This is a genomic window from Streptomyces sp. NPDC047002, from assembly GCF_040704505.1.
Taxonomy (GTDB): domain Bacteria; phylum Actinomycetota; class Actinomycetes; order Streptomycetales; family Streptomycetaceae; genus Streptomyces.
Genome location: NZ_JBEYWC010000017.1, coordinates 1 through 26,970 on the forward strand (window position 1 = coordinate 1; position 26,970 = coordinate 26,970).

Annotated in this window: 24 protein-coding genes and 1 rRNA gene; 18 read left to right on the forward strand and 7 right to left on the reverse strand. The window is 73.4% G+C overall.

Features of this window, described 5'->3' with window-relative positions:
- The 10 genes from rrf to AB0910_RS17430 form a co-directional block, all read left to right on the forward strand.
- Positions 1 to 91, forward strand: a 5S ribosomal RNA gene (gene rrf, locus AB0910_RS17385); the annotation flags it as partial.
- Positions 92 to 200: 109 nt separating this feature from the next.
- Positions 201 to 845, forward strand: coding sequence for an HAD family hydrolase (locus AB0910_RS17390; RefSeq protein ID WP_366745460.1), 645 nt, complete (start codon positions 201 to 203; stop codon positions 843 to 845).
- 99 nt (positions 846 to 944) lie between these two features.
- Positions 945 to 2,159 carry an MFS transporter gene (locus AB0910_RS17395; protein WP_366745461.1) on the forward strand — a complete coding sequence of 405 codons (1,215 nt, stop codon included), beginning with the start codon at positions 945 to 947 and terminating at the stop codon, positions 2,157 to 2,159.
- A complete protein-coding gene (locus tag AB0910_RS17400) occupies positions 2,119 to 3,300 on the forward strand; it encodes an acetoin utilization protein AcuC (RefSeq protein ID WP_366745462.1) in 1,182 nt (393 codons plus the stop codon). Before AB0910_RS17395 ends, AB0910_RS17400 begins: the two co-directional genes overlap by 41 nt.
- 110 nt (positions 3,301 to 3,410) lie before the next feature.
- Entirely contained in the window at positions 3,411 to 4,148 is a 738-nt protein-coding gene (locus AB0910_RS17405; protein ID WP_366745463.1) for a 5-formyltetrahydrofolate cyclo-ligase, read from the forward strand.
- 86 nt (positions 4,149 to 4,234) lie between these two features.
- Entirely contained in the window at positions 4,235 to 5,050 is an 816-nt protein-coding gene (locus AB0910_RS17410) for a phosphatase (RefSeq protein ID WP_366745464.1), read from the forward strand.
- Positions 5,051 to 5,178: 128 nt separating this feature from the next.
- Positions 5,179 to 5,391 (forward strand): helix-turn-helix domain-containing protein, encoded by a 213-nt coding sequence (locus AB0910_RS17415; protein ID WP_345655864.1) that lies wholly within the window; start codon positions 5,179 to 5,181, stop codon positions 5,389 to 5,391.
- A 131-nt stretch (positions 5,392 to 5,522) separates the two neighbouring features.
- Positions 5,523 to 5,621 carry an AURKAIP1/COX24 domain-containing protein gene (locus AB0910_RS17420; protein ID WP_003948845.1) on the forward strand — a complete coding sequence of 33 codons (99 nt, stop codon included), beginning with the start codon at positions 5,523 to 5,525 and terminating at the stop codon, positions 5,619 to 5,621.
- Between the two features lie 165 nt (positions 5,622 to 5,786).
- A complete protein-coding gene (locus AB0910_RS17425) occupies positions 5,787 to 6,908 on the forward strand; it encodes an NAD-dependent epimerase/dehydratase family protein (protein WP_366745562.1) in 1,122 nt (373 codons plus the stop codon).
- 1 nt (position 6,909) lies between these two features.
- Positions 6,910 to 8,010 (forward strand): lysophospholipid acyltransferase family protein, encoded by a 1,101-nt coding sequence (locus AB0910_RS17430; protein ID WP_366745465.1) that lies wholly within the window; start codon positions 6,910 to 6,912, stop codon positions 8,008 to 8,010.
- Between the two features lie 93 nt (positions 8,011 to 8,103).
- Here the strand turns inward: AB0910_RS17430 and AB0910_RS17435 are convergent, their stop codons facing one another.
- The 3 genes from AB0910_RS17435 to AB0910_RS17445 all read right to left on the reverse strand — a co-directional run bounded on the left by AB0910_RS17435 (position 8,104) and on the right by AB0910_RS17445 (position 11,859).
- Complete coding sequence (locus tag AB0910_RS17435; protein ID WP_366745466.1) at positions 8,104 to 9,360, reverse strand: DUF5667 domain-containing protein; 1,257 nt, start codon at positions 9,358 to 9,360, stop codon at positions 8,104 to 8,106.
- Positions 9,361 to 9,616: 256 nt separating this feature from the next.
- Positions 9,617 to 10,414 carry an ECF subfamily RNA polymerase sigma factor, BldN family gene (locus tag AB0910_RS17440; RefSeq protein ID WP_366745467.1) on the reverse strand — a complete coding sequence of 266 codons (798 nt, stop codon included), beginning with the start codon at positions 10,412 to 10,414 and terminating at the stop codon, positions 9,617 to 9,619.
- 485 nt (positions 10,415 to 10,899) lie between these two features.
- Positions 10,900 to 11,859, reverse strand: coding sequence for an HAD-IB family hydrolase (locus AB0910_RS17445; protein WP_366745468.1), 960 nt, complete (start codon positions 11,857 to 11,859; stop codon positions 10,900 to 10,902).
- A gap of 159 nt (positions 11,860 to 12,018) precedes the next feature.
- Here AB0910_RS17445 and AB0910_RS17450 point away from each other — a divergent pair, with 159 nt between their 5' ends.
- The 7 genes from AB0910_RS17450 to AB0910_RS17480 all read left to right on the forward strand — a co-directional run bounded on the left by AB0910_RS17450 (position 12,019) and on the right by AB0910_RS17480 (position 19,357).
- The gene (locus AB0910_RS17450) at positions 12,019 to 12,324 is read left to right on the forward strand and encodes a glutaredoxin family protein (RefSeq protein WP_366745469.1); all 306 of its coding nucleotides are present in this window, start codon (positions 12,019 to 12,021) and stop codon (positions 12,322 to 12,324) included.
- A gap of 304 nt (positions 12,325 to 12,628) precedes the next feature.
- Positions 12,629 to 13,450 (forward strand): redox-sensing transcriptional repressor Rex, encoded by an 822-nt coding sequence (locus AB0910_RS17455; RefSeq protein WP_366745470.1) that lies wholly within the window; start codon positions 12,629 to 12,631, stop codon positions 13,448 to 13,450.
- Positions 13,447 to 14,784: a glutamyl-tRNA reductase gene (locus AB0910_RS17460; protein ID WP_366745471.1), complete on the forward strand. Its 1,338-nt coding sequence runs from the start codon at positions 13,447 to 13,449 to the stop codon at positions 14,782 to 14,784. Before AB0910_RS17455 ends, AB0910_RS17460 begins: the two co-directional genes overlap by 4 nt.
- The gene (gene hemC, locus AB0910_RS17465; RefSeq protein WP_366745472.1) at positions 14,781 to 15,776 is read left to right on the forward strand and encodes a hydroxymethylbilane synthase; all 996 of its coding nucleotides are present in this window, start codon (positions 14,781 to 14,783) and stop codon (positions 15,774 to 15,776) included. Before AB0910_RS17460 ends, hemC begins: the two co-directional genes overlap by 4 nt.
- On the forward strand, positions 15,773 to 17,431 hold the full coding sequence (locus AB0910_RS17470) for a bifunctional uroporphyrinogen-III C-methyltransferase/uroporphyrinogen-III synthase (protein ID WP_366745473.1): 1,659 nt from the start codon (positions 15,773 to 15,775) through the stop codon (positions 17,429 to 17,431). Before hemC ends, AB0910_RS17470 begins: the two co-directional genes overlap by 4 nt.
- A 272-nt stretch (positions 17,432 to 17,703) precedes the next feature.
- Positions 17,704 to 18,699 carry a porphobilinogen synthase gene (gene hemB, locus AB0910_RS17475; RefSeq protein ID WP_366745474.1) on the forward strand — a complete coding sequence of 332 codons (996 nt, stop codon included), beginning with the start codon at positions 17,704 to 17,706 and terminating at the stop codon, positions 18,697 to 18,699.
- A gap of 73 nt (positions 18,700 to 18,772) precedes the next feature.
- Complete coding sequence (locus AB0910_RS17480) at positions 18,773 to 19,357, forward strand: GNAT family N-acetyltransferase (protein ID WP_366745475.1); 585 nt, start codon at positions 18,773 to 18,775, stop codon at positions 19,355 to 19,357.
- A 32-nt stretch (positions 19,358 to 19,389) separates the two neighbouring features.
- Here the strand turns inward: AB0910_RS17480 and argS are convergent, their stop codons facing one another.
- On the reverse strand, positions 19,390 to 21,207 hold the full coding sequence (gene argS, locus AB0910_RS17485) for an arginine--tRNA ligase (RefSeq protein WP_366745476.1): 1,818 nt from the start codon (positions 21,205 to 21,207) through the stop codon (positions 19,390 to 19,392).
- Between the two features lie 137 nt (positions 21,208 to 21,344).
- Here argS and lysS point away from each other — a divergent pair, with 137 nt between their 5' ends.
- Positions 21,345 to 23,120, forward strand: a complete 1,776-nt coding sequence (lysS, locus tag AB0910_RS17490; protein WP_366745477.1) for a lysine--tRNA ligase — start codon at positions 21,345 to 21,347, stop codon at positions 23,118 to 23,120.
- A gap of 33 nt (positions 23,121 to 23,153) precedes the next feature.
- On the opposite strand, the gene AB0910_RS17495 is transcribed toward lysS, so the two are convergent.
- The 3 genes from AB0910_RS17495 to AB0910_RS17505 form a co-directional block, all read right to left on the reverse strand.
- Positions 23,154 to 24,710 carry a DUF2637 domain-containing protein gene (locus tag AB0910_RS17495; protein WP_366745478.1) on the reverse strand — a complete coding sequence of 519 codons (1,557 nt, stop codon included), beginning with the start codon at positions 24,708 to 24,710 and terminating at the stop codon, positions 23,154 to 23,156.
- Between the two features lie 109 nt (positions 24,711 to 24,819).
- A complete protein-coding gene (locus AB0910_RS17500; protein WP_366745479.1) occupies positions 24,820 to 25,788 on the reverse strand; it encodes a DUF3558 domain-containing protein in 969 nt (322 codons plus the stop codon).
- Positions 25,789 to 25,995: 207 nt separating this feature from the next.
- A complete protein-coding gene (locus AB0910_RS17505; RefSeq protein WP_366745480.1) occupies positions 25,996 to 26,955 on the reverse strand; it encodes a DUF3558 domain-containing protein in 960 nt (319 codons plus the stop codon).
- Positions 26,956 to 26,970 lie beyond the last annotated feature (15 nt).

Consider the following 26,970-nt stretch of genomic DNA (forward strand, 5'->3'; position numbering starts at 1 on the left):
GCCCGGTTACATTCCGAACCCGGAAGCTAAGCCTTATTGCGCCGATGGTACTGCAAGGGGGACCTTGTGGGAGAGTAGGTCGCCGCCGAACAATTGTTGAATAAAGAGGGAGGGCCCGCGCCGGGTGGTGCGGGCCCTTTCTGCGTTCACGGTACGGTCCGCCGGCTCAGCTGGCGCAGCGCACCTCTACTGTCGGATGCATGCGCTATGACCTGATCATCTTCGACAACGACGGCGTCCTCGTCGACAGCGAGCCGATCTCCAACACGATCCTGGCCGCGTACCTGACGGAGCTCGGCCATCCCACCACGTACGAGGAGTCCGTACGGGACTACATGGGGGCGGCCCTGCACCGCGTGCACGATCTGGTCCTTGAGCGCACCGGGCGCAAGCTGCCCGACGACTTCGACGACACTCTTCACACGCGGGTGTTCGGGGCGTTCGAGCGTGAACTGAAGCCGGTGGACGGGGTGGAGGAAGTGCTCGCGGGGCTGCGCGTGGCGGGGGCCGCGTACTGCGTCGCCTCGTCGGGCCATCACGAGCGTATCCGGGTAGGCCACCGCACGACGGGGCTCGACCGGTGGTTCCCCGAAGAGGTCGTGTTCAGCGCGCAGGACGTGGGGCGCGGGAAGCCGGCGCCCGACCTGTTCCTGTATGCGGCGCGCCGCATGGGCGTGGAGCCCGCGCGGTGCGCGGTGGTCGAGGACAGCCCGCTGGGGGTCGCGGCGGCCCGGGCCGCGGGGATGGACGTGTACGGGTTCACGGCGATGACCCCCGAGGAGCGGCTCGCGGGGGCCGATGGCTGGTTCTCCGTGATGGCGGACCTGCCCGCGCTGCTCGCGTAGCGGCCCAGGCACAGGCGCAGGAACAGCGGCGTAACGGCGGCGGATTGCCGCCGCACTCGCTCTACCCATCGGTAGCCAAGCGCTCTAGTGTGTCGCGGCATGACGGATGCGCGGCTGCGGCGGGGCCGGATATCGCTCGGTGTGAGCTTCTTCGCGCAGGGTGCCGCGTTCGCTCTGCTGGTGACCCGTATCCCGGGGATCCAGGACCGCTACGGGATCTCCGACGCGCTGCTGCCCGCGTTCCTGGTCGCGGTGCCGGTGCTCGCGGGCGTCGGCAGCGTGCTGACCGAGCAGGTCGTGGCCCGGGTGCGGCCCGCGCTGCTGCTGCGGTGGCTCCAGCCGATGGTGCTGCTCGCTCTGCTCGGGGTCGGCGCGGGCCGTGCGCTGTGGCAGGTGGCGGTGGCGCTGGGGGCGTTCGGGCTTGCGGTCGGCGGGCTCGACGCGTCGATGAACATGCTGGGCGTCAGTCTCCAGCGGAGGTACGGGCGCAGCATCATGCTCGGCTTCCACGCCGCTTACAGCCTCGGCGGGATCGTCGGGGCGTCGCTCGCCTGGGTCGGTGCGCACTGGGACCTGGGCCTCTTCGTCTCGTACCTGCCGGCGGTCGCGGTGCTGCTGCCCGCGGCGCTCGTCGGCAGCAGGTGGTACGTGGACATGGACGCGGCGGCCGTGCCCGGTGCGGTGGACGGGGGCGGCGGCGCGTCCGGTGTGGTGTTCCGGGCGCTGCTGCCGCTGTGCCTGGTGATGGCGTTCGCCTACATCGGTGACTCGACGGTCTCCAACTGGTCGGCGAAGTACCTCCAGGACACGCTGGGCAGTTCGGCGGAGCTCGCGACCGTGCCGTACAACGCGTACATGGTGACGACGCTGCTGGGGCGGGCGCTCGGGGACTTCGGGGTGCGGCGGTTCGGGCCCGTGGCGGTGGTGCGGTGCGGGTCGCTGCTCGCGGCAGGCGGCTTCGCGGTGGTGGTGGCGGCGCCCGGCGCGTGGATCGGCATTGTCGGCTTCACGCTGCTCGGCTTCGGTCTCTGCGTGCTGGTGCCGCAGTGTTTCGCGGCGGCAGGCCGGCTGTTCCCCGGGGCGAGCGAGGCGGCCGTGGCGCGCGTCAACATCTTCAACTATGTCGGATTTCTGATCGGTGCGCCGCTGGTGGGCGCGTTGGGCGATGCGTGGAACTACCGGGGGGCGATGCTCGTGCCGCTGGGGATGGTCCTGGTCACGCTCGTGTACGCGCGCTCGTTCGGGTGGGCGGGTGGCGGATACGGTGGCGGGCATGACGGGCAAGAGCGGCCGCGCACTGCTGATGTGGGATGAGGCGGTCACGGGATACAGGTTCAGCGCCTCGCACCCGATGGACCCGGTGCGGCTCGCGCTGACCATGGGGCTGGTGCGGGCGTACGGGCTCGACGGCGCGGTCGACGTGCGGGCCGCGCCCCCGGCGGGCGACTCGACGCTGGGTCTTGTGCACCGGCAGGACTATGTGGACGCGGTGCGGGCCGCGTCGGCCGACCCGCGCTCCGCGGACCCCGCGTACGGGCTCGGTACGGTCGACGACCCGGCGTTCGCCGGGATGCACGAGGCGTCGGCGCTGATCGCCGGGCTCTCGGTGGCGGCCGCCGAGGCGGTCTGGGAGGGCGCGAGCGACCACGCGGTGAACTTCACCGGCGGGCTGCACCACGCGATGCCGGGCGAGGCGTCCGGGTTCTGCGTGTACAACGACGCGGCGCTTGCGATCGCGCGGATGCTGGAGCTGGGGGCCGAGCGGGTCGCGTACGTCGACACGGACGTGCACCACGGGGACGGCGTCCAGGCGGTGTTCTGGGAGGACCCGCGGGTGCTGACGGTCTCGCTGCACGAGCACCCGAGGACGCTGTTCCCGCAGACGGGCTGGCCGGAGGAGACGGGCTTCGGCGCGGGCGAGGGCAGCGCGGTCAATGTGGCGCTGCCCGCGGGCACCGGCGACGCGGGGTGGCTGCGGGCGTTCCACGCGGTGGTGCCCGAACTGCTCGCGGAGTTCAGGCCGCAGGTCCTGGTGTCGCAGCACGGCGCCGACACCCACTTCGAGGACCCGCTCGCGCACCTCGCGGTGTCGCTCGACGCGCAGCGCGCCGCCCAGTCGGCCTGCCACGACCTGGCGCACGAGTACGCGGAGGGCGGCAGGTGGCTGGCGCTCGGCGGCGGCGGGTACGCGGTGGTGGACGTGGTGCCGCGCTCGTGGACGCATCTGGTGGGCATCGCGGCGCACCGCCCGGTCGACCCCGAGTCGGTACTCCCGTCCTCGTGGCGCGACGAAGTCTACGCACGCACGCGACAGTTGGGCCCGGGCCGCATGACGGACGGCCGCACGCCCACCTGGCAGCCGTGGGAGTCGGGCTACGACCCCGCCAACCGCCTCGACCAGGCCATCAGAGCCACCCGCACCGCGGCCTTTCCCCTGCGGGGCCTCCTGCCCTGACGCCCCCTTGGCCGGTCGGGAGCTTCGGCGGTGGCGTGGGGAGCCGTGGGCGCAGGACATCAACGACCGTCTGCTTGCCCTGATGGCCGCGATCTGAGACGGGTGGGTACGTGAGCGACATCGACCGGGCCAAGCAGGCGGTTCGTGAGCGGGCATGGCGTCGGCTCATCGACGGCGGCGGTGCTCCGGGCGACTCGTACGGCAAGATCCCCGGTTTCCACGGCAATGAGCGGACCGCGGAGCGGCTGGCCGAACTGGACATGTGGCAGCGCGCGGGGACGGTGAAGGCCAACCCGGACTGGGCGCAGCTGCCGGTGCGTGTCCGTGCGCTGGAGGACGGCAAGTGCCTGTACATGGCGGTGCCGAGGATGGCGGGCCGCGAGCCGTTCTACGAACTCGACCCGCGAACGCTCACCGTGTCCGCAGAGGAGGCCGCGGAGAAGAAGGGCGCGGCGCGGGTCGCACGTCGGCTCGGGGTCGAGTCCATGCGCCCGGTCGACGTGGTGGTGTGCGGCAGTGTCGCCGTGAACCGGGCGGGCGCCCGCATCGGGAAGGGCGCGGGCTACTCCGACCTCGAAGTCGCCCTCCTGATCGAGGCGGGTCTCGTGACCGGGCGGACGGTGATCGTCGCGCCGGTCCACGGCCTCCAGGTGGTCGACGAGGACATCCCGGAGACCGAGCACGATTTCTCGGTGGACTACATCGTCACGCCCGACGAGGTCATCGAGTGCGGCAACCGGCGCCGTCCACGGGGTCTTGTCTGGGGTGACCTGAGCGCCGAGAAGATCGCCTCCATCCCGGTACTGGCGGACCGCCGCCGTGCGCTGGGCCCGGGTGGGGAGGCGTAGCGTTCGTACTGGCGTGTGTTAGGCCAACCGTGGGGGATGTGGGGGAATCCGGGCGGGGGGCGGCGTGGTGCGGAAGCATCGGGCGGGTGCTGACTACCGGGGCGCTGCGTGCGCATCTGCTGGCGGCCCGGCTTGCCGGGCCCGTGGCCACCTCGCGGGAGGCGAGCCTGCGGGCGTACCGGCTGTTCGCGGCGGGGGATCCGCGGGTCACGCTGGGGCTCGCGTCCGAGCGGGGCTGGCAGGAGGGCGACCTGCTGCGGCTGATGGCCCGGCGGTGCGGGGTCTCGGCCGACCCGGGGCAGGTGACGGGGCCCGATGTGATCGACCCCGAGCGGACGTTGGCGGCGCTGGACGCGCTGGCGCGGCGGCTCGCGGTCGCCGTGGCGCGTGGGGCCGCCGTGCTGTTCGGGACGGGCCATCCGCACCGGCTGCTGGGGTTCTACGGCGAGCTCGCAGACGCCTTGTCGACGGCTGGATGTGATGTCCTCATGCCGGCGCAGGGCAGAAGTGTCGACATAGCGACCCGGTTCGGCCTACGCACGCACCGTCTGGACTACGTGCGGGGCGTGGCGTTGGTGCGTGAACCCGGAGCGCGGTGCGCCGGGAGTGAGACCGGCGCACACTCGCACTCCCCGCTGCCCGTACGGGTCGCCCTCGATGCCGCCGCGGCGTCCGGCGGGCCCCTGCCCGAGCTGGTGGTGGGGGACCACGGATGGGTCTGCGGCGCAGGTCAGCTCGGTGTCGAGGCGATCGGTCTCGCGGACACCGACGACCCGGCCGTCTTCGTCGGCGAAGCGGAGGGGCGGGTCTCCCTCGCGGTGCCGCTGGACGACGGCGCGCGCTCCGCCTACTACCGCCCGCTGGTGCGGTATGTACTCAATCGAGCGCATCTGTACCGGTAAGCAGGGGGGAGGTGCTCCTCTTCCCCACTCGTACCACCCGCCCCTACCCTGGTAGTGAGCGCACAGCGACGAAGAGTCACCGGAGGGGAAGCCGGGGGCCGTTGCAGTGCGGAAGGTGCAGGTGGGTCATGGCTGCTTCAGGCGAGAAGCCTCTCAACGAGGTCAAGTTCCTTACCGTGGCGGAAGTCGCCTCGGTGATGCGAGTGTCGAAGATGACCGTGTACCGCTTGGTGCACAGCGGTCATCTGCCGGCGATCCGGGTGGGCAGGTCCTTCCGGGTGCCGGAGCAGGCGGTTCACGAGTACCTCCGCGAGTCCTATGTGGGGGTGGAAACTGCCTGACGGAAGCAGTCGGTAGCCCCTCGATCCCCTCGGATTACGTCCGTCACGCGGTGGCGGGTAGGCTGGCCCGACGTAGGTCGTGTGGGCCCAGACGCCCCGCACCGAGTGAGAAGAAGTGAGCGAGGGTAGTCGTGGGCTCTGTAATCAAGAAGCGGCGCAAGCGGATGGCCAAGAAGAAGCACCGCAAGCTGCTCAAGCGCACGCGCGTTCAGCGCCGCAACAAGAAGTGAGCGGGCCCCCCGCACCCGCGGGGGCGGTCCTGACACGCTGTACGCCGTGGCGGTCCCTTCCACCGGATTCGGTGGAGGGGCCGCCATGTTGCATGTCCTGAGCCCTGTGCCCGCGCGGACCGGCCGGTCCGCGCGGCGTCGGGCCCGTGAGGGAAGGCGGTGTCCGTGGGCAGAGTGGTGCTCGTCACCGGCGCGGCCCGGCAGCTCGGGGGCCGTCTCGTACGGCGCCTGGTGCGCGAGCCGGGCGTGGAGCGGGTGGTCGCGGTCGACGCGGTCGACCCCGCGCACGCCCTCGACGGCGCGGTGTTCGTCCGCGCCGACATCCGCAGGCCCGCGATAGCGCGGGTCCTCGCCGAGCACCGGGCCGACACCGTCGTCCACATGGACGTGACGGGCACACCCCTGGCCGGGGGCAGCCGCGCCTCCGTCAAGGAGAGCAACGTCATCGGCACCATGCAGCTGCTCGGTGCCTGCCAGAAGTCCCCCGCCGTGCGGCGCCTCGTCGTGAAGTCCAGTACGAGCGTGTACGGCGCCGCGCCGCGCGACCCGGCGGTCTTCACCGAGTCGACCCCGCCGAAGTCCCTGCCGTCCGGCGGCTTCGCGAAGGACGCGGTGGAGGTCGAGGGGTATGTGCGCGGCTTCGCGCGCCGCCGCCCCGACGTCGCGGTCTCGGTGCTGCGGTTCGCGAACATCCTCGGCCCGACCGCCGACACCCCGCTCGGCGAGTACTTCTCGCTGCCGGTGCTGCCCACGGTCTTCGGGTACGACCCCAGACTCCAGTTCGTGCACGAGGACGACGTGCTCGGCGTCCTGCTGCTCGTCGCCGACGAGGAGCGCAGCGGCGCCCTCGGCAGCGGCACGTTCAATGTGGCGGGCGACGGGGTGCTGCTGCTCTCGCAGTGCGCGCGGCGCCTCGGCAGGCCCACGGTCCCCGTGCTGCTGCCCGCGGTGACCTGGATGGGCAGCGCGCTGCGCACGGCGGGGATGACGGACTTCGCGCCGGAGCAGATCCGGCTGCTGACGCACGGCAGGGTCGTCAGCACGGACCGGCTGCGCGAGGCGCTCGGGTTCACGCCCGCGTACACGACGGCGGCGGCGTTCGACGCGTTCGCCGCGGGCCGCGGCGCCGGGCTGCTGCCGCCCGAGGCGGTGGGCGCGGCCGTGGACCGGCTGTCCGCCGGGGCGCTGCGCGCGGCGCGGTTCGCCGGTGAACGCCTCGCGGACGTGGTGGAGTACGGCGGAACCGGGCAGGCGCCCGGTGCGGAAGCGGGCGAGGAGCGCGACTGACATGGCCGATGCCAAGGTGATCCCCTTCGGCGAGGGCGGCGGCAGGCGGCCGCGCGGGCGGAGCGCGGGCCGCGGCGGCCACGAGCGGCAGCCGGGCGCCGACCGCCCGCCGCTGCGGCCGGTCCCCGAGCCGGGCCAGGAGCCGGGCTTCGGCGGCGCGGCGGGCGCGGACAGCGCGGGCGGCCCCGGCGACGGCAACCACGGCTCCGGCGGCGCGGGCGCCCCCGGCGGCACGCAGGAGCCCGGAGACCCGGCGGGCCGCCCCGGCTGGGAGGAGCGCCTGGCGAGCGGCCTCGCCTTTCTGCGGCGCCGGGTGACGGGCGAGTACGAGGTCGACGACTTCGGCTACGACGAGGAGCTCACCGAGCAGGTCCTGATGTCCCTGATCAGGCCCGTGTACGAGAAGTACTTCCGGGTCGAGGTCAAGGGCGTCGAGAACATCCCCGCCGAGGGCGGCGCGCTGGTGGTGGCGAACCACTCGGGCACCCTGCCGCTCGACGGGCTGATGATGCAGGTCGCCGTGCACGACCACCACCCGGCGGGCAGGCATCTGCGGCTGCTCGCCGCCGACCTGGTCTTCATGCTCCCCGTCGTCAACGAGCTGGCCCGCAAGGCCGGCCACACGCTGGCGTGCACCGAGGACGCGGCGGAGCTGCTCGGGCGGGGCGAGGTCGTCGGGGTGATGCCCGAGGGCTTCAAGGGGCTCGGGAAGCCGTTCGGCGAGCGGTACAAGCTCCAGCGCTTCGGCCGGGGCGGCTTCGTGTCGACGGCGCTGCGCACGGGCGTGCCGATCGTGCCGTGCTCGATCGTGGGCGCGGAGGAGATCTACCCGATGCTGGGGAACGCGAAGACACTGGCGCGGCTGCTGGGGATCCCGTACTTCCCGCTGACGCCGACCTTCCCCTGGCTGGGGCCGCTCGGCGCGGTGCCGCTGCCGACGAAGTGGACGATCCAGTTCGGGGCGCCGATCGCGACGGACGGCCATCCGCCGGAGGCGGCGGAGGACCCGATGCTGATGTTCAACCTGACAGACCAGGTGCGGGAGCAGATCCAGCACACCCTGTACAAGCTGCTGGTGCAGCGCAGGTCGGTCTTCTTCTGACGGGGAGCGCGGCCGCGCGAGGGCCGCGGGGACAGGACGGCGAGGAGGGGGTCCCCGGTCAGGGGACCCCCTCCCCGCTTCGTACGGCGTCGGCTACTGTCCCTGGTCGGCGTCGTGCCCCTGGATGCCGAGGCCAGGCAGGAGGCCGGGCAGCAGCGGCGGGAGCGTGACGTCGGGCGCGGGGTCGTCCTGGCCCTGGTCCTGCGGCGGGGACGCCGGGTCGGACGCGCCGGCGGACGGCGGGTCGACGAGGCCGCCGGCCGCGCCGCCGATCAGGCCGCCGTCGTGGGCGCCGCCGATGAGCCCGCCGTCGCCCTTGGACGGGGAGGGCGAGCCGTGGCCCGCGGAACCGTGCTTGCCGCTGCTCTCGTCCGAGCTCGGGGTGGCGGACGAGGGCTTGCGGTGCTTGCCCGTGCCGGGAGTCGCGTCCTGGGCGCTGGGCGCCGAGGCGCCCGACTGCCCGCCCTGGGGCGGCTGGAGCCGGGACTTGAGCGGGGCGACGTCCTCGTCTATGGCGACGAAGACCGAGTTGACCTGGTCGCCGACGTCGGTGAGCTGGACGGGCAGCCGGCCGCGCAGCCCGTCCCACGCCTGCCGGTGGGAGGCGGCGAACGACGACAGGGTCGCCATCGGCGCGAGCGAGCCGTCCCTCTGGTACGCGGCGTGCAGGAGGCGGTGGCCCTCCGACGCGTCGTTCCGCATCCCGGTCAGGGTGCGGCGGATCTCGTTGAGCGACTCGTGGTCGAGGTGTCCGCTGCGGCCGCGCTCCATGAGTCTTCGCGCCTCGGTCAGCCGCGCGGAGGCGTGGTCGAGGTAGAGGCCGCCGCGCGCGGAGTCGTTGTCCGCCAGGTCGAGCCTGATGTCCTCCATCCCGCGCTTGAGGCCGTAGAGCGAATCACCGGGCAGTGCGTCCGAGCTGGCAGCGGCGACTCCGCTGAAGGCGCCCGCCGCCACACCGACCGTGAGGCCGCCCGCTGCGAGACTCTTCGACCAGCGGGACCTCGGCCGCAGCCGCCCGAGGGGGGACGCCCGGTGGGCGCCCCGCGACGTGCGCTGCTCCGGCACCGTAGGGCCCGGGGAGCCCTGGCCTGCGGTGCCTTCCTGAAGCATGGCCTCCATGGCGGCCACGAGCTGGGCTCGCTGCACCACCTTGACCTCGGGGTCCAGCGTGGGTTTCGGCAGTTCGCCGAGACCGCTCACCAGGCCCAACAGCCGCCTCTGGTCGGCTGTTTCGGTCGGTTCGGCGGCCGGCTCGGCCGACTGCGCCGTCGCCGAGCCCCGGTCGGTCCTGTCTTCCAGGGCCTGGGCGAAGGCGTTCGCCCGCCGGTGTGCCGAGACGTTCGCGATCACTGGCGGCACCTCCTCTCGTCATGACGGTCGACTCCCCTGGGGGTCCGGTGAGGATCGGCCCGCGTGCGCGGGGGTCACAGGGAGCCTGCATCCCGCACAACGAGCGGCGCGGCACTTCGGTTACGCGCGGAAAGTGTTCGGACCGCAGCGTGACCACGCTGTCAACACAGCGTGATGAAAAGGGGGTTGAGGACTGTTCTGCCGTGGGGGTGCGGCGGGCGCCGCCCGGTGGGCCCGGGCGGCGTCGGGGGCGGGGTCAGCGGGCGTCGTCGGGCAGCAGCCTGGCGAGTGTCCGTACGGCGCGGTACTGGAGGGTCTTGATCGCGCCCTCGTTCTTGCCCATGACGCGGGCGGTCTCGGCGACCGAGAGGCCCTGCAGGAACCGGAGCGTGACGCACTCCTGCTGCTGCGGGTTGAGCTTGCGGACGGCTTCGAGGAGCGCCGCGTTGGACAGGGACTCCAGGACGGAGTCCTCGGGGCTGCGCTCGACCTCGTTCGCGTCGAGCATCTCGCCGGTGGTGACCTCAAGGCGGAATCTGCTCGACTTGAAGTGGTCGGCGACCAGGTTGCGGGCGATGGTGACGAGCCACGCGCCGAAGTCGCGGCCCTGGTAGGTGAAGGTGGAGATCCGGCGCAGGGCGCGCAGGAAGGTCTCGCTGGTGAGGTCCTCGGCGGTGGCCCGGCCGCCCACCCGGTAGTAGATGTAGCGGTAGACCGTGTCGCTGTACTGGTCGTACAGCTTGCCGAAGGCGTCGGCCTCGCCCGCCTGGGCGCGCTCGACGAGCTCCATCATGCGCGCGCTGTCGCTGTCGGCGGTGGGGCGGCGGGCGGTGGCCTGGCCGGCGGCGGCGCGGGCGCGGCCGCTCCTTCTGCCGACCGCGGCGCCGCCGCTCGCCAGGGCGTAGCAGGGTCCGATCGGGCCGCTCACGGCAGGGGCCGGTGCGGCGAGTGCGGGTACGGCGTACGCGGTGGGGACAAGACCGCGCAAGTGGTCGAGGACCGTTGCGCGCAGCGTAGCCAGGCCCGAGGCGTCAACCCCGACGTGTGAGTACACGGGTCTCCCAGAGGCAGAGCTTCCATCACGTGCAGTGCGGGACCTCTCACCCGCTGTCGCGGTGGGAGGGGTCCGATGTGCGTCTGAGGAGAATAACGCTTCGTACAGGCCGTGCTACACCGAGTTGCTCAAATCATCGATTACGTCGCTTCGGTGATGGCTCGCCGATGGTTCGGATAGCGGATGGTGACCGCTTGTTGATCGTATGGCGACAGGATCTGATCACTGTGGTGGTGCTGAGGGGGCCCTGGAGGCGCGGCGAATCGGACAGACCGCCGATATTCGCACGAGTGGTGTGACCCTCGGCACAGGAGAGGTGCGGATTCTGTGACCGCGGCCGTGTCACGCGCCGCGCGGCGCGCTCGCGGCGGGTACGGACCGTGGCCGTACGCCCCGTGACGGCCCGGCCGTACGGAGGTCACGCAGCGCAGCCGCCCGGCGTACGAATCCGGCCGCGCGCCGGCCCGGGCGCCGGCCACGCGGGGTCAGCGGCGCCTGCGGTGCAGCGCGACCGCGGCCGCCGTGCCGCCGGCGAGCGCCCCGACGCCCGCTGCCGCGGGGATGCCGACCTTCGCCGCCTTGCGGCCCGTGCGGTAGTCCCGCAGCCGCCAGCCGCGTTCGCGCGCGTGCCTGCGGAGCTTGGCGTCGGGGTTGATCGCGTGCGGGTGGCCGACGAGCGACAGCATCGGGATGTCGTTGTGCGAGTCGCTGTAGGCGGCGCAGCGCGCGAGGTCGAAGCCCTCGGCCGCGGCGAGCGCCCGTACGGCCTCGGCCTTCGCGGGGCCGTGCAGCGGCTCGCCGACCAGGCGGCCGGTGTAGACGCCGTCCACGGACTCGGCGACCGTGCCGAGCGCGCCGGTCAGGCCGAGCCTGCGGGCGATGATCGTCGCGGTCTCCACGGGCGCCGCGGTCACCAGCCAGACCTGCTGGCCCGCGTCGAGGTGGGCCTGGGCGAGCGCGCGGGTGCCGGCCCAGATGCGGCCGGCCATGTACTCGTCGTAGATCTCGTCGCTGATCGACATCAGCTCGGCGACGCGGTGCCCCTTGACGATGGAGAGCGCGGAGTCCCGCACGTCCTGCATGTGGTCGGGGTCCTCGACGCCCGCGAGCCTGAACCACGCCTGCTGCCAGGCGAAGCGGGCCAGCTCGCGGCGCTGGAAGAACTTCCGCTTGTACAGGCCCTTGCTGAGGTGGTAGATCGCGGCGCCCTGCATGACGGTGTTGTCGAGGTCGAAGAAGGCGGCGGCGCGCTCGTCGCCGAAGACCGGGAAGTCGGGGAGCTGCTCGGCGGGCTCCGGGTGCGCGCCGTCCGCCTGCCCCGCTTCCTCCGCGAGCGCCGCGTCGGCGCTCGACCTGCGCGCTGCCTCGGCTGCGGCCTCGCCCGCAAGGACGCTCCTGGCTGTCGCGGAGCGCCTGCGCGGAGTGAGCCATCCCAGTGCGGCCATGTGGCGAGCATAGCCAAGTCCGTTGGGTGTTCCCGGCGCTCGGGGGCGCCCCTGGCATGAACACTGGCCCACCGATGTGTTGATCCGCACACCGCGCCCGCCCCGCGGGGTGGCGCGGGTGGGGCTCGGGGGCGGGCGCGCGGGCGGACAATGGCACCCATGACCCCTCTGCTGCGGCGTACGAAGAAGGAAGCGAAGGGCGCGGCCCCGGAGCGCGGGCCCGGGGGTGCGCACCGGGTCACACTGATCGCGAAACCCGGCTGCCACCTGTGCGACGACGCCCGCGCGGTGGTGGAGAAGGTGTGCGCCGAGACGGGCGCCGCCTTCGAGGAGAAGGACATCACCGGGGACGAGGCGCTGCGTGACGCGTACTGGGAGCAGATCCCGGTGGTTCTCGTCGACGGTGAGCAGCACACCTTCTGGCGGGTGGACGAGGCGCGGCTGCGGCGCGAACTGGCCCGCTGAGCGCCCTCGCGCGCGGACGTGGCCCAGGGGAAAGGCGGTTACGATCGTGGGCGCTTTGCCGGTGTTCTCGACGGGGGCGTGAGGGTGAGAGGTGTGTGCCGACGTGCGCCCTGGCCTGATGCAACGGCCTGACCTGGTGGTTGGTTCCGGCGCAGCGCGATCCGAGCGCGTGACCCCGGTCACTTTGGTCGGACAAAGCGGACACCATCTTTGTGCACGCGTTCACAAAGACATAGCCTGCATGCGACGGGGCGGCCACGAAACGCACGACCGCCTGCAACCCCGCTCATCCCGCAGGAGCACCGTGGCAACTGGCCGAACGCACCGACCGGCGACTCGCAGCCGAGGCATTCCCGAGGCCACCGTCGCCAGGCTCCCGCTGTACCTGCGGGCCCTCACCGGCCTCTCCGAGCGCTCGGTGCCCACGGTCTCCTCCGAGGAGCTGGCGGCGGCGGCGGGCGTCAACTCGGCGAAGCTGCGCAAGGACTTCTCGTACCTCGGCTCGTACGGCACCCGCGGTGTCGGCTACGACGTCGAGTACCTCGTCTACCAGATCTCCCGCGAGCTGGGCCTCACCCAGGACTGGCCCGTCGTCATCGTCGGTATCGGCAACCTCGGCGCCGCGCTCGCCAACTACGGCGGGTTCGCCTCCCGGGGCTTCCGCGTCGCGGCGCTGATAGACGCCGACCCCGCGATGGCGGGCAAGCCCGTCGCCGGCATCCCGGTCCGCCACTCCGACCAGCTGGAGGCGATCGTCCGGGACAACGGGGTCTCCATCGGCGTCATCGCCACCCCGGCGGGCGCCGCCCAGCAGGTGTGCGACCGCCTCGTGGCCGCCGGGGTCACCTCGATCCTCAACTTCGCGCCGACCGTGCTGACCGTCCCCGACGGGGTCGATGTGCGCAAGGTCGACCTCTCCATCGAACTCCAGATCCTCGCCTTCCACGAGCAGCGCAAGGCGGGCGAGGACGTGCCCGAGGTGCCGCCGCCACCGCCGACGACCGTCGCGCAGGACGGCGCGGCCCCCGCCGCAGCCGACGACGGCGGGGCCGCCGCCCCGGCGCCCGCAGGCCGCCGCGACCACAAGGGCCCCGACGACGAACTGCCCGCGGTGATGCCGGCATGAGCCTCCTGGTCGTGGGCCTGAGCCACCGCAGCGCACCCGTCAGCGTGCTGGAGCGCGCCTCGCTCCCCGCCGACGCGCAGGTCAAGCTCCTGCAGGACACCCTCGCCGCGGAACCCGCCACCGAGGCCGCCGTGCTCGCCACCTGCAACCGCATCGAGCTGTACGCCGACGTCGACAAGTTCCACGCGGGCGTCGCCGAGCTCTCCACCCTGCTCGCCCTGCACAGCGGCGTCGGGCTCGACGAGCTCACCCCGTACCTCTACGTCCACTACGAGGACCGGGCCGTCCACCACCTGCTCTCGGTGGCCTGCGGCCTCGACTCGATGGTCATAGGGGAGGGGCAGATCCTCGGCCAGATCAAGGACGCCCTCGCCCTCGGCCAGGACCTGCACACCGCGGGCCGCCTGCTCAACGACCTGTTCCAGCAGGCCCTGCGGGTCGGCAAGCGCGCCCACAGCGAGACCGGCATCGACCGCGCGGGACAGTCCCTCGTCACCTTCGGACTCCAGCAGCTCGCCGGCGCCGACGGCGTAAACGCGTGGGCGGCCGGGAAGCGGGCCCTGGTGATCGGCGCGGGCTCCATGTCGTCCCTCGCCGCCGCGACCCTCGCCCGCGCGGGCGTCGCCGAGATCGTCATCGCCAACCGCACCACCGCGCGCGCCGAGCGCCTCGCGGAGATCCTCACGCAGCCCGGCTCCACCGGTGTGCGCGCCCGCGCCGTCGAGATGTCCGCCGTGCCGGGCGAGCTCGCGGGCGCCGACATCGCCGTCTCCTGCACGGGCGCCACCGGCCTCGTCCTGACCGGCGACGCGGTCCGCGCGGCCGCCGCGGGCCGGCCGCGGGGAACCCGCCTCGCCCTGCTCGACCTCGCCATGCCGCGCGACATCGACGCCGAGGCGCACCGCGTCGACGGCGTCGCCTTCGCCGACATCGAGACCCTCGCGGAGGCGTCCGCCGACGCGCCGATGGCCGCCGACGTCGACCAGGTGCGCGCGATCGTGTCCGAGGAGGTCGCCGCGTTCGGCGCCGCCCAGCGCGCCGCGCACATCACCCCGACCGTCGTCGCGCTGCGCGCCATGGCCGCCGACGTGGTCGCGGGCGAGATCGCCCGCCTCGACAGCCGCCTGCCGGGGCTCGACGACAAGGAGCGCGAGGAGATCACCCGCACCGTGCGGCGCGTCGTCGACAAGCTCCTTCACGCGCCGACCGTGCGGGTCAAGCAGCTCGCCGCCGAGCCGGGCGGCGCCGGGTACGCGGACGCGCTGCGCGAACTCTTCGACCTCGACCCGCAGACGGTCGCCGCCGTCAGCCGCGCCGACAGAGGCCAGGCATGACGGCCGCGGCGGCACCCAGGACACCGGCGGGCCCCGGCGCAGCGCCGCTGCGGCTCGGCACCCGGCGCAGCGCCCTCGCGACGACGCAGTCCCGCCTCGTCGCCGACGCCGTCGCCGCGCGCGCGGGCCGCGCCGTCGAGCTGGTCGAGATCACCACGTACGGCGACACCTCGCGGGCGCACCTCGCGCAGATCGGCGGCACCGGCGTCTTCGTCACCGCGCTGCGCGACGCGTTGCTGCGCGGTGAGATCGACATCGCCGTGCACTCGCTGAAGGACCTGCCGACGGCGCAGCCCGACGGGCTCGTGCTCGCGGCGGTGCCGCGCCGCGAGGACCCGCGCGACGTGCTCGTCGCCCGCGACGGGCTGACCCTGGCGCGGCTGCCGGACGGAGCCCGCGTGGGCACCGGCTCCGCGCGCCGCTCCGCGCAGCTCCTCGCGCACGCGCGCGGCCGCGGCCGCGGCATACAGATCGTGCCGGTCCGGGGGAACATCGACACCCGGATCGGGTACGTCCGCGAGGGGGAGCTCGACGCCGTCGTGCTCGCCGCCGCGGGCCTGAACCGCCTCGGCAGGAGCGGCGAGGTGACCGACACCCTGTCGGCCGACACCGTCCTGCCCGCTCCCGGCCAGGGGGCGCTCGCTGTAGAGTGCGCCGCGGTCAACGGAGACCTCGCCGCCTTGCTCGCCGAGCTCGACGACCCGGGCACCCGGGCCGCCGTGACCGCCGAGCGGTCCCTGCTCGCCGCCCTGGAGGCCGGCTGCAGCGCTCCCGTGGGAGCCCTCGCCGACCTGCTGGCCGACGGGCAGATTGTCAACGAAATGCGCCTGCGTGGCGTCGTCGGCACCGCCGACGGCTCGACGCTGGTGCAGCTGTCCACCACCGGTCCCGTACCCGCGTCGCACCAGCACGCCGTCGCGCTCGGGCGCGAACTCGCGTCCGAGATGCTGGCCAAGGGTGCGGCCGGTCTTATGGGGGAGCGAGCACTTTGAGCCCCACCACCACTGACCTTCCGGCCCACTCCGCATCGGGGTTCGTCACCTTCCTCGGTGCCGGACCCGGTGACCCGGGTTTGCTGACTCTGCGCGCCGTGGAGGCGCTCGCGGGGGCCGACGTACTGATCGCCGAGCCCGAGGTGCTCGACGTCGTACGCGCGCATGCCCGCGACAGTGTGAGCACGCCGACCCTGACGGTCGTCGATGACGCGTCAACAGCCGCCGGTATCCCCGCGATCAGGGATGCCGCCAATCTTGTCATGGAGGCCGCGCGGGGCGGCAAGCGGGTCGTCCGTGCGGTCTCGGGCGACCCGGGGCTCGACGGCGACGCGGGCCGCGAGATGCTCGCCTGCGCCTCCGCCGGCATCCGCTTCGAGGTCGTGCCGGGCATCGCGGCGGCGGTCGGGGTGCCCGCCTACGCGGGCGTTCCGCTGCGCGACCCCGAGGGCACCGACGTGCGGTTCGTCGACGCGCGCACCGCGAGCGAGCGGTGCTGGAGCGAGGTCGGCGCGAGCGACGGCACGGCCGTCGTCTCCACGACCCTCGACACGGTCGCGGCGGCGGCCGGCGAACTCGTCGCCGCGGGCCGCAAGCCCGACACCCCGATGACCGTAACCGTCGCGGGCACCACCACCCGCCAGCGCACCTGGACGGCGACCCTCGGCACCATCGCGGGCACCCTCAAGCAGGCCAAGGTGCTGCCGTCGCCCGACGGGCACCAGCCCGTCATAGCCGTCGTCGGGGAGCGCAGCGCGGCGGCGCAGCGCGACCAGCTCGCCTGGTTCGAGTCCAAGCCGCTGTTCGGCTGGAAGGTGCTCGTGCCGCGCACCAAGGAGCAGGCGGCCTCGCTGTCCGACCAGCTCAGGTCGTACGGCGCGGTGCCGCACGAGGTGCCGACCATCGCCGTGGAGCCGCCGCGCACCCCGCAGCAGATGGAGCGCGCGGTCAAGGGCCTCGTCACCGGGCGCTACGAGTGGATCGCCTTCACGTCGGTCAACGCCGTCAAGGCCGTGCGGGAGAAGTTCGAGGAGTACGGGCTCGACGCCCGCGCCTTCGCCGGGATCAAGGTCGCCGCGGTCGGCGAGGCCACGGCCGCCTCCCTGGTGGACTTCGGCGTCAAGCCCGACCTGGTGCCGAGCGGCGAGCAGTCGGCCGCGGGGCTGCTGGAGGACTGGCCGCCGTACGACCCGGTCTTCGACCCGATCGACCGGGTGTTCCTGCCGCGCGCCGACATCGCGACGGAGACCCTGGTCGCCGGCCTCATCGAACTGGGCTGGGAGGTCGACGACGTCACCGCGTACCGCACGGTGCGCGCCTCGCCGCCGCCGGCCGAGACCCGCGAGGCGATCAAGGGCGGTGGGTTCGACGCGGTGCTGTTCACGTCGTCCTCCACGGTCCGCAACCTTGTCGGCATCGCGGGCAAGCCGCACAACGTGACGGTGATCGCCTGTATCGGCCCCGCCACCGCGAAGACGGCGGAGGAGCACGGGCTGCGCGTGGACGTCCTCTCGCCCGAGCCCTCCGTGCACAAGCTCGCAGAGGCGCTCGCCGCGTTCGGCGCCGCACGGCGCAGGGCGGCGCTCGACGCGGGCGACCCGGTCACCCGGCCGAGCGAGCGCAGGCCGGGAGCGCGGCGGCGGCGCACGACCTGACAGACACAGGCCCGCAAGGGCGGCGGGCGCGGGACGCGGGAGCGTGCCGCGCCCTTCGTGTCGCTGCCTCCGCCAGGCGGCGTCCGCCGCTCGGTGCGTTCGGTGCGTTCGGTGCGTTCGGTGAGGAGGCCCGCTTCCCGCCGTCGTGCGCCGACGCCACGTCGGTAAGGGCCGGGCCCGCGCGGGCGTAGCGTGGAGAGGGCGGCGCGCCACGCCGCCCGGGCCCGGCCACCGGGCCTCCACCCGACTCGACTCCGCACGAGGCGACTTCCATGACTGTGTACGGTTCGTTCCCCGGCTCGCGCCCCCGTCGGCTGCGCACCACGCCCGCCATGCGGCGGATGGTCGCCGAGACGCGCCTCGACCCCGCGGACCTGATCCTGCCCGCGTTCGTGCGCGAGGGCGTGGAGGCGCCCGTGCCGATCGCCGCGATGCCCGGTGTCGTCCAGCACACCCTGGACACCCTCAGGAAGGCCGCGGTGGAGGCCGCGGAGTCGGGGGTCTCAGGGATCATGCTGTTCGGGGTGCCGGAGGACGCGAAGAAGGACGCCGTCGGCACCGCGGGCACCGACCCCGACGGGATCCTCCAGCAGGCGATCCGCGCGGTGCGCTCGGAGACGGGCGACGACCTGCTCGTCATGTCGGACCTGTGCCTCGACGAGTACACCGACCACGGCCACTGCGGCGTGCTGACGGACGACGGCCGCGTCGACAACGACGCGACGCTGGAGCGGTACGCGGAGATGGCGCGGGTGCAGGCGGAGGCGGGCGTTCACGTCGTCGGGCCGAGCGGCATGATGGACGGCCAGGTCGGCGTCGTCCGCGGGGCGCTCGACGCGATCGGCCGGCAGGACGTGGCGATCCTCGCGTACACGGCGAAGTACTCGTCCGCGTTCTACGGGCCGTTCCGCGAGGCGGTCGGCTCGTCGCTGCGCGGCGACCGCAAGACGTACCAGCAGGACCCGGCGAACGTCCGCGAGTCCCTGCGGGAGCTGGCGCTCGACCTGGCGGAGGGCGCCGACATGGTGATGGTCAAGCCCGCCCTGCCGTACCTGGACGTCCTGGCGCGCGTCGCCGACGCGTCGGACGTGCCGGTGTGCGCGTACCAGATCTCCGGCGAGTACGCGATGGTCGAGGCGGCGGCGGAGAAGGGCTGGATCGACCGGGACGCGGCGATCCTGGAGACCCTGACCGGGATCAGGCGCGCGGGCGCGGGGATGATCCTCACGTACTGGGCGACGGAGGTCGCGCGGCGCCTGCGGGGCTGACCGCACGGCGGTCCGTGGCACGATCGGCCGCGTACGCACCCCGTACGCGCGGGTGCGCAGGAGGGAGCCCGCCGTGACAGGTCGAGAGGCCGAGCCCGCCGCAGGGGCGCACCCGCGCTTCCCCGGGCCCGGCACCCGTGTGCGGCTGGTGGGCGAGGGGCTGGTGCTGCGGGAGTGGGCGGCCGCCGACGTGCCGGCGATGACCGCGCTCTTCGACGACCCGGACACCGCCAGGTTCACGCCGCTCGCCTCGCCGTTCGACGAGGCGGCGGCCCGCGCCTACCTGGCACGCGCCGCCGAATCACGCGCAGCCGGGCGCAAGCTCCAGCTCGCGGTGACCGAGGACGGCGGGGCGCCGCTCGGCGAGGTGCTGCTGTTCACGGCGGTCGACTACCCGCTCGCCGTGGAGGCCGGCTACGCCATCGGCCCGCGCCACCGCGGCCGCGGCCTCGCCGCGCGCGCCCTGCGCCCGGCCGTCGCGTACGCGTACGGGACGCTCGGCGCGCAGCGGGTCCTGCTGCGGATCGTCGCGGAGAACGCGGCGAGCCGCGCCGTCGCCCGCGCCACGGGCTTCTCCCTCACGGACCAGCCCCCGGTCGCCGCGCCGGGCGGCGCGCTGCTCCAGACCTGGCAGCACGCGGGCCCGCCGGGTCCCTGACACGCGGCGCGGGGCGCGCCCCCCGGTGGTGCTCAGAGCCGCTCGGGCGCCCTGATGCCCAGCAGCGCCAGGCCCTTCTCCAGCGTGCGCGCGGTGATCGCGCACAGGAAGAGGCGGTTCTCGACCTGCTCGGGGGTGTCCGCCTTCAGCACGGGGCACTGGTCGTAGAACGCGGTGAACAGGGAGGCCAGCTGGTAGAGGTACGCGGCCAGCTTGTGCGGCTCGTAGTTCTCCGCGACCTCGGCGAGCGTCTCGCCGAACCGGTCGGCGTGCAGGCCGAGCGCGCGCTCCGCGGGCGCCAGCGCGACCTCCGGGTGCGGCACGGGCGCCGCCGACCCCTCGGCCCTGCGCAGGATGGACTGGATCCGCGCGTACGCGTACTGCAGGTACACGGACGTGTCGCCGCTCAGCGACACCATCTGGTCGAGGTCGAACTTGTAGTCGCGGACCGCGGACGTCGACAGGTCGGCGTACTTGACCGCGCCGATGCCCACGTACCGGCCGTTCTCCTCGATCTCCCGCTCGCCGAGCCCGGCCTTCTCCGCCTTCTCGCGGACGACGGCCGTGGCACGCTCGACGGCCTCGTCGAGCAGGTCCTCCAGGCGCACGGTCTCGCCCTCGCGGGTCTTGAACGGCTTGCCGTCCTTGCCGAGGACCGTGCCGAAGGCGAGCTGGACCGTCCGCACGTCGTCGCCGAGCCAGCCCGCCCTGCGCGCCGTCTCGAAGACCATCCTGAAGTGCAGGGACTGCCGGACGTCGACCACGTAGAGCAGGGTCGTCGCGCCCAGGTTGCCGACCCGGTCCCGGACCGCGGACAGGTCGCTCGCCGCGTAGCCGAAGCCGCCGTTGGACTTCTGCACGATCAGCGGGACCTGCTTGCCATCCGGGCCCTTGACGTCGTCGAAGAACACGCACAGCGCGCCCTCGGAGCGCACGGCGACGCCGCTCTCCTCCAGCAGCCTGCACGTCTCCGTCAGCATGTGGTTGTAGCCGGACTCGCCGACGATGTCCTCGTCGTGGATCTCCATGTCGAGCTTGCCGAAGACCGAGTAGAAGTAGACCTTCGACTCGTCCACGAACCGCTGCCACAGCGCCAGCGTCTCCGGGTCGCCCGCCTGGAGCGCCACCACCCGGTCCCTGGCCCGGGCCTTGAACTCCTCGTCGGAGTCGAAGAGGGTGCGCGACGCCTTGTAGAGGCGGTTCAGGTTGGACATGGCGGCCTCGCCCGCGTCCCCGCCCGGCCCGCCCGCCGTGCTCGCGCCGCTCGCACCGTTCTCGGGGGAGTGCTCCGCGCCACGGTCCAGCTCGTGCGGGTGCTCGATCAGGTACTGGACGAGCATGCCGAACTGGGTGCCCCAGTCGCCGATGTGGTGGCGCCTGACCACCTTCTCGCCCATGAACTCCAGGATCTCCACCACCGCGGCGCCGATGACCGCCGACCGCAGGTGGCCGACGTGCATCTCCTTCGCCACGTTCGGCTGGGCGTAGTCGATGACCGTGGTGCCCGCGTCCCGGGCGGGCGCCACGCCGAGCCGCTCGTCGGCGAGCCGGGCGGCCAGCGTCTCCACGATGGCCCGGTCGGCGACCGTCACATTGAGGAAGCCGGGACCCGACACCTCGACGTCCGCGATCACCCCGGGCGCGGAGAGCGCCCCTGCGACCTGGGCCGCCAGGTCGCGCGGGTTGCCCTTGAGCTTCTTGGCGAGCGCCAGGATGCCGTTGGCCTGGAAGTCCGCACGGTCGCTGCGTCGCAGCAGGACATCGGCGGTACCGGCCTCCGGCAGGGCTGCCGAGAGGGCGTCCGCGATGCGCTGATCGACGGTCGAAGCGAGTGAGGGAACCGAGGCCATGAGCCGGCTGCCGTTTCTGTAGAGGTCAAGTTTTGTGTGTCATTCTCCCACGCCCGCGAAAGCGATTTTCCAGCTGCCGCGGGCACCTGGGACAATGGCGGTCGCCGCTTTTCCCGACGGCCTGGAGAAAGAAGGACGTGCCGACCGTGGCTCAGAGCACCGAGACCGACTGGGTCTCCCGTTTCGCCGACGACGTCATCGCCGAGTCGCAGCGGCGTGCGCCCGGCAAACCGGTGGTCGTCGCGTCGGGACTCTCGCCGTCAGGCCCCATCCACCTGGGCAACCTCCGCGAGGTCATGACCCCGCACCTGGTCGCGGACGAGATCCGCCGCCGCGGCTACGAGGTGCGCCACCTGATCTCCTGGGACGACTACGACCGCTACCGCAAGGTGCCCGGCGGCGTCCCCGGCGTGGACGAATCCTGGGCCGAGCACATCGGCAGGCCGCTGACCTCGGTGCCCGCGCCCGCCGGGTCCCCGCACCCGAACTGGGCCGAGCACTTCAAGTCCGCGATGGCGGCGGCGCTCGCCGAGCTCGGCGTCGAGTACGACGGCATCAGCCAGACCGCGCAGTACACGTCGGGCGCGTACCGCGAGCAGGTCCTGTTCGCGATGCGCCACCGCGCCGAGATCGACGCGATCCTCGACCGCTACCGCACCAAGGACAAGTCCGCGGGCACGCCGGGCGCGAAGGCCCAGGGCGCGCCCCAGGGCAAGCAGGGCAAGCAGCAGAAGCCCGTCGACGAGGCGGAGATCGAGGCCGCGGAGGGCTCGGGCGCGGCGGACGAGGACGACGGCAGCGGCGGCGCGGGCGGCTACTACCCGTACAAGCCCTACTGCGGGCAGTGCGGCAAGGACCTCACCGCCGTCACCGCGTACGACGACGAGACGACCGAGCTCACCTACACCTGCACGGCGTGCGGCTTCACCGAGACGGTGCTGCTGCGCGAGTTCGACCGCGGCAAGCTGGTGTGGAAGGTCGACTGGCCGATGCGGTGGGCGTACGAGGGCGTGGTCTTCGAGCCCTCGGGCGTCGACCACTCCTCGCCCGGCTCCTCGTACGTCGTCGGCGGGCAGATCGTGCGGGAGATCTTCGGCGGGGTGCAGCCCATCGGCCCGATGTACGCCTTCGTCGGGATCTCCGGCATGGCGAAGATGTCCAGCAGCAAGGGCGGCGTGCCCACGCCCGCCGACGCGCTGAAGATCATGGAGGCGCCGCTGCTGCGCTGGCTGTACGCGCGCCGCAGGCCCAACCAGTCCTTCAAGATCGCCTTCGACCAGGAGATCCAGCGGCTCTACGACGAGTGGGACGCCCTGTCGAAGAAGGTCGCCGACGGGGTCGCGCTGCCCGCGGACGCCGCGGCGCACTCCCGCGCCGTCCGCACGGCGGCGGGCGAGCTGCCGAGCACGCCGCGCCCGCTGCCGTACCGCACCCTCGCGTCCGTCGCGGACATCACCGCGGGTGCCGAGGAGCAGACCCTGCGCATCCTCGGCGAGCTCGACCCCGAGCGGCCGCTCGCCTCGCTGGACGAGGTGCGGCCCCGGCTCGACCGGGCCGAGTACTGGATCAGCAGCCAGGTACCCGCCGAGGCCCGCACCGTCGTGCGGACCGAGCCGGACAAGGACCTGCTGGGCTCGCTGGACGAGCAGGCACGCGAGTCGCTGCGGCTGCTGGTCGAGGGCCTGGACGAGCACTGGTCGCTCGACGGCCTGACGAGCCTGGTCTACGGGGTGCCGAAGGTCCTCGCGGGCTTCGCGCCGGACGCCAAGCCGACGCCCGAACTCAAGGCGCGGCAGCGGTCGTTCTTCGCCCTGCTGTACCAGCTCCTGGTGGGCAGGGACACCGGCCCCCGGCTGCCCACGCTGCTGCTCGCCGTGGGTGCTGAGCGGGTGCGGAGGCTGCTCGGCGCGTGAGGTGGCGCGGGGCGCGCGGGCGCCGGGCAGCGGCTACGCGATGTGCTCGGCGTCCAGGTCCTCCTGGAACCTGCGCTGGGCCTCGCGCAGCGGCCCGCGCAGGGTGCTCTCGCGCAGCGGGCCGCCGTCGCGCCCCCTGAAGTCGTACAGGTCGAGCAGATAGCGGGCGAACTGCCGCTCGTTGGGCATCTCGTTGTTCTCGCTTATGTACTTGCGGAAGGCGGCGTAGTACGCCTCGTCGCGCGGGACGTCCACGGTCGTGGCGGCCGCCGCGCGCTCGTCGGCCGGGGCGCCGGCGGGCTCCGCCGCCTCCCGCCCGGCGCCCTGCGGGAGTTCGGGCTCCTGCGGCTGCGGCTGCGGCTGCTGCTCGGGGACCGGCACGCCCGGCCCGCCGCCGAGCGGGCGGCCGCGGCCCGCGGCCTGCTGCGGGCCGGGGGCCTGGCCCGGGGCCTCCTGGGGGCCTTGCGCGGCGGGCGGGCCGTAGGAGGCGCCGCCGCCGGGGCCGTTGGGGGCCGCGACCGCGGTGGGTTCGAGGCCCTCGACGTAACGGGGGTTGTACGTCCCGTTGTACGCGCCCTCGGGGATGCGCCGCCCGGCGAACCAGGGGCTGCCCTCGTCCTGCGACGGATACCCGTACTGCTCCGCCTGCTCCTGCGACATCCCGTCGCCGTCGGCGAACTCCTGCTGTTGCGCCGCCTGCTGGGGCACCCCGTCCTCGTACGGGCCCTGCTGCGGGCCGCGTTGGTGCGGCAGCTGCGCCCGTACCCGCGGCCCCTGCCGGGCGCCCTCGTCCGCGGGCCGGCCCTGCTCCCCGGCGCGGGGCTTCGCCAGGTCGACCCGGCCGGCGGTCAACTCGCGGCCACCGCCCCGGCCTTCGAGCGCGGCACCCGCGGAGGGCGCCGGGTCGATACCGGCCGCGGCGAGGCCCGCGTCCGCCGTGTCCGCGAGCGGCACCCCGTACCGCGCGAGCCGCAGCGGCATCAGCGCCTCCACCGGGGCCTTCCTGCGCCAGCCTCGCCCGAACCGCGCCTGCAGCCTCGACTGGTAGATGAGCCGGTCCTGTTCGAGCTTGATGACCTGCTCGTAGCTGCGCAGCTCCCACAGCTTCATCCGCCGCCACAGCTTGAACGTGGGCACCGGGGACAGCAGCCAGCGCGTCAGCCGCACGCCCTCCATGTGCTTGTCGGCCGTGATGTCGGCGATCCTGCCGACCGCGTGCCGCGCCGCCTCGACCGTGACGATGAACAGCAGTGGGATGACGGCGTGCATGCCGACGCCGAGCGGATCGGGCCACGCGGCGGCGCCGTTGAAGGCGATCGTCGCGGCCGTCAGCACCCACGCCGCCTGCCGCAGCAGCGGGAACGGGATACGGATCCAGGTCAGCAGCAGGTCGAGCGCCAGCAGCACGCAGATGCCCGCGTCGATGCCGATCGGGAAGACCAGCGAGAACGCGCCGAAGCCCTTGCTCTCGGCGAGCGCGCGCACGGCGGCGTACGAACCGGCGAAGCCGATCCCGGCGATGACGACCGCGCCGGTGACGACGACGCCGACCAGTATCCGATGCGTCCGTGACAGCTGCATCGCGGCCACGCGCGATCCCTCCCGTACTGGTGCTCAGGTGTCGACTGCCGCCCCGTGGGCGGGCCCGGCGGGTGCCGGCGGGGCAACAGCCTTGCACATGTGTACGGGAGGCGCGGGCTCAGCCCGCGACGCTGCCGCCGGACGGCGAGTCGGCGGGGTCGGCGCCTGCGGCGGCCTTCGACGCCGAGGGGGAGGCCGCGGAGCCCGGCTTGCCCGGGTCGTGGCCCGTGCTGCCGGACGGCGAGGCCGACGTGCTCGGCCTGGCCGAGGACGTGCCGGAGCCCTTTCCCGAACCGGAGCCCTTGCTCGAACCCGAACCCGCACCCGAGTCCGCACCGGAGGATCCTGACCCCGAGGCGGCCGGGGTGCCGCCGTCCTCGATGGCGCCGAGCGCGCTCTTGGCCGCCTTCACGGCGCCCTTGGCGATGTCGTCCTTGCTCGGCGTCTTCTGGCCCTCGAAGCCCGCGCCGTTGAAGGTGAGCGACACCACCACGTTGTCGGCGCGCGCCACGACCGTCGCGTACCTGAAGTCCTCACCGGACTTGTGCAGTTCGTACGACACCTGGGTGGCCTGGTCGCCCGCGCCCGTCACCGGCGACGTCATCACGCTCTTGGCGTCCTGCGTGGTCTGCGCCGCGTCGATCTCGGTCGCGTACTGCTTGGACGCCTGGGCGTTCCCGCTGCCGAGCGCCGTCTGCGAGTCGAAGCGCGAGAGCGACACCTCGAGCCAGCGGTACTGCGAGCCGTCGACGCCCTTGTCCTTGAGGCCGTTCCAGGCGCAGCTGCTGTGCGCGTTGACGTCGGTGGACGTGCCGGCCGTGCCGCCCTTCGGCTTGGCGTTCGGCACCAGCGACTTCACCGTCCCCGCGTCGATCGCCTTGCAGGCGTCGGGCAGGCTGCGGTACTTCGCAGGCGCCACCGTCGGCGTGTGCGCCGCGGACGGGGAGCTCGAACCCCCGGCGGCGCCGTCCGCGCCGTCCGAGCCGCTCCCGCCGTCCGAGCCGGACGAGCAGCCGGCGACGACGAGCAGCGCAGGAACGGCCGCGGCGGCGAGGATGCGGGGGAGTCGCGAGGCTGATCGGCGCATGGTTCCTTCAGTCATAGCTTTCGGTCACGGATCGTGGGCGTTCGGGTACCGGCGGGGCGTCGTGGATCGGTTGTCGTCACGGACCGTGCGCACGGGTCGGTGCGTACGGTCCGAGCCGCCACGGTAACCGCAGCGGCGCCGCCGCAGGACCCGCACGGCCCGTCCCGCGCCCCGCGGCGTGCCCCCGCGGCGGCGGCCGCGCGGCCGCTACTGGTCGAACTCGTCGGCCAGCTCGCTCGCCAGCGCCTGGGCCCTGTCCTGGAGTTCTTTGCTGTCCGGGACCTCGTCGGGGTGGGTCGGCTGGGCCGTGTACGTGACCGTGACGATCACATTGGATGTGCGGAACACCACGCTCACGGTCCGGTTCTTCGTCGCGGATCCGGACTGGGTCAGCACGTCGTCCACGAACGCCGCGTCGCCGAGCCCGCTCAGCTTGCGCGGCTGCAGGTCGGGCTCCGCGCCGCCCGCACCGGGATCGCCCGATTCATCCGAACTGTCGGCGCTGTCCGAGCCGCTCGGGGAGCCGGACGCCGCGCCGGACGGGTTGGCGGGGTCGGCCGAGTCCGGCGAGTCCGCGGGGTCGGGGGCGCCGGGGGTGCCGTCGTCCGACGCGGTCGCCGAGGCCGAGGCCGAGGCCGGGGGCGATGCCGAGGACGACGGCGAGGACGTCGACGGCGAGGCGGAACCCGAGTCCGGGATGTGCGCCGCCTGCTGCTTCTCCCCGTAGACCTGCTTCGCGCGGTCGGCGTCGCTGACCGTCGAGTCGTACGAGACGACCCGCTCGATGTCCACGGACAGCCGGTGCGACGCGTCCGGCGCGTCCGCGCGCCAGCTGCACCCGACGCGGCGGTCCGTGTCGTACGTCACCGCGGGCGTGCCCTGGAGGGCGCGCTCCTGCTGGTCGGGGGCGAGTGAGGCCACCCCTGGCAGCATGTCCTTCAGCAGGGACCTGGGCGCGGCGCCGCACGGTTCGAGCAGCGTGCGGTACTTGCCGGGCGCCGGCAGCGACAGCGCGGGGTCGCCCTGCTTGGCGTCGGTGGGCGACCCGCCCGCGCTCCCGCCCGCCGTGCAGCCGCCGGCCGCCAGCGCGACGAGCAGCGCCGCGAGGCCGGACCCGTACGCCGTGCGGCGGGCGCCGCGGTGCCACGTCTGCCGGAATCCCTGCACGGTCCTGAGCCTCCT

Coding starts and splice junctions, on each gene's coding strand:
- AB0910_RS17390 (WP_366745460.1), top strand. CDS start 201: ATGCGCTATGACCTGATCATCTTCGACAACGACGGCGTCCTCGTCGAC.
- AB0910_RS17395 (WP_366745461.1), top strand. CDS start 945: ATGACGGATGCGCGGCTGCGGCGGGGCCGGATATCGCTCGGTGTGAGC.
- AB0910_RS17400 (WP_366745462.1), top strand. CDS start 2,119: ATGACGGGCAAGAGCGGCCGCGCACTGCTGATGTGGGATGAGGCGGTC.
- AB0910_RS17415 (WP_345655864.1), top strand. CDS start 5,179: ATGGCTGCTTCAGGCGAGAAGCCTCTCAACGAGGTCAAGTTCCTTACC.
- AB0910_RS17430 (WP_366745465.1), top strand. CDS start 6,910: ATGGCCGATGCCAAGGTGATCCCCTTCGGCGAGGGCGGCGGCAGGCGG.
- AB0910_RS17445 (WP_366745468.1), bottom strand. CDS start 11,859: ATGGCCGCACTGGGATGGCTCACTCCGCGCAGGCGCTCCGCGACAGCC.
- AB0910_RS17450 (WP_366745469.1), top strand. CDS start 12,019: ATGACCCCTCTGCTGCGGCGTACGAAGAAGGAAGCGAAGGGCGCGGCC.
- AB0910_RS17460 (WP_366745471.1), top strand. CDS start 13,447: ATGAGCCTCCTGGTCGTGGGCCTGAGCCACCGCAGCGCACCCGTCAGC.
- hemC (WP_366745472.1), top strand. CDS start 14,781: ATGACGGCCGCGGCGGCACCCAGGACACCGGCGGGCCCCGGCGCAGCG.
- hemB (WP_366745474.1), top strand. CDS start 17,704: ATGACTGTGTACGGTTCGTTCCCCGGCTCGCGCCCCCGTCGGCTGCGC.
- argS (WP_366745476.1), bottom strand. CDS start 21,207: ATGGCCTCGGTTCCCTCACTCGCTTCGACCGTCGATCAGCGCATCGCG.
- AB0910_RS17500 (WP_366745479.1), bottom strand. CDS start 25,788: ATGCGCCGATCAGCCTCGCGACTCCCCCGCATCCTCGCCGCCGCGGCC.